The organism is Nocardia sp. NPDC051570 (assembly GCF_044454005.1).
In the GTDB taxonomy this organism is placed as follows: domain Bacteria; phylum Actinomycetota; class Actinomycetes; order Mycobacteriales; family Mycobacteriaceae; genus Nocardia.
This window is the reverse complement of record NZ_JBITDI010000064.1, coordinates 1-1,667: the sequence shown is the minus strand read 5'-3', so window position 1 is coordinate 1,667 and position 1,667 is coordinate 1. Positions and strand designations below refer to the sequence as shown.

The following is a 1,667-nucleotide window of genomic DNA, read 5'->3' as shown; positions in this document are numbered from 1 at the left end:
CCTCGGCCATTCATTGTAATTGGTGACAACTGGTCGCTGAAATGGCGAAAGGTGCTCTGAGCTGCGATAATTCGATTTGTCTAGGATCGAAATCAAGCAGTTCGGGAGCACCTTTCTGGTGGGCAAGTCTACGTGGTATCCGTTGCTGAGTGTCGACGGGGATGGTTCTGGTGTGGTGTCGCAGGCCGGGGCGGTGTTGCTGTCGCGCACGGCAGAGAAGGTCGGGTTGATCAGGGGTTTGTCGGCGGCGCTGGCGCCGTGGGGCAAGCGGTTGGCCACGCACAATCCGGGAAAGATCGTGTTGGACCTGGCGATCGCGGTCGCCCTCGGGGGTGACTGCGCCGCGGATGTGGCGGTGCTGCGGGCCGAGCCGGGCGTGTTCGGTGTGGTGGCGTCGGACTCCACGGTGTCGCGGCTGGTCGCGACGTTGGCCGATGATGCGGCGAAAGTGTTGGCCGCCGTCGCCTCGGTGAGGGCCGACGCTCGGGCGGCCGCGTGGAAACTCGCCGGCACCTCGGCTCCGGCGCACGGGATCGACGCCGAGCATCCGCTGACCCTCGATCTGGACGCGACACTGCTCGACTCCCACAGCGACAAACAGTCGGCTGCGCCAACGTTCAAGCGTGGGTATGGATTCCACCCGTTATGCGCGTTCGTCGACCACGGCACCGAGGGCACCGGGGAGCCGCTGGTGATGATGCTTCGACCGGGAAACGCTGGCGCCAACACCGCCGTCGACCACAAGCAGGTCCTGGCCCAGGCCCTCGATCAGTTGCCGTGGCGGCCCGGTTACCGCGTCGGCAGGAAAGTACTGATCCGCACCGATTCCGGCGGCGGCACCCACGAATTCGTCGCCTACCTGCACAAGCGTCGCCTGCAATATTCGGTCGGGTTCGGGCTCACCGAAACCTCCGCCGCCGCAGTTGATCTGGTGCCCAACAAGGCATGGACCCCTGCCTACGACGCTGACGGCAACGTCCGCGACGGAGCTTGGGTCGCCGAGATCACCGGACTACTGGACCTGTCCGGGTGGCCGCCCGGGATGCGGGTCATCGTCCGCAAGGAGCGCCCGCACCCCGGCGCGCAACTGCGGTTCACCGACCGCGACGGGCTGCGATTGACCGCGTTCGCCACCAACACCTGCAAAGGCCAACTCGCCGACCTGGAACTGCGCCACCGCACCCGCGCTCGCTGCGAGGACCGCATCCGCAACGCGAAAGATACTGGGCTGCGCAATCTTCCGTTCCACAGCTTCGATGCCAACCGCATCTGGATCGCCCTCGTGCAGCTGGCCCTGGAGCTGACCGCATGGATGCAGATGCTGGCACTGCACGGTCACAACGCACGCCGCTGGGAACCGAAAACGCTTCGCCTGCTCCTGTTCTCGATGCCCGGCAAGATCGCACGCCACGCCCGCAGAACACAGCTACACCTACCCCGACACGCACCCTGGACCGGTCTGGTCCTCACCGCCATCACCCAACTGAACGACACCTGACCAGCACAAACCCGCACCGTCAACCAATGAAAGGACCACCCGGGACCGTGGAACCCGGCAGCCAACCCGCGGACACGGGTCGCCCCGCCATACCCGACGACCCGGATACCATCGAAAAACCAATCCGAACCCGATCAAGCCAGGCCGCTACCGCCCTGCAAGATCGAGG

Annotated in this window: 1 protein-coding gene; it reads left to right on the top strand. The window is 65.4% G+C overall.

Annotation, left to right across the window (positions count from 1 at the left end; genetic code table 11):
- Positions 1-118 precede the first annotated feature (118 nt).
- Positions 119-1,498 (top strand): IS1380 family transposase, encoded by a 1,380-nt coding sequence (locus ACIA76_RS43695; RefSeq protein ID WP_397161482.1) that lies wholly within the window; start codon positions 119-121, stop codon positions 1,496-1,498.
- The last annotated feature ends 169 nt before the right edge of the window (positions 1,499-1,667 follow it).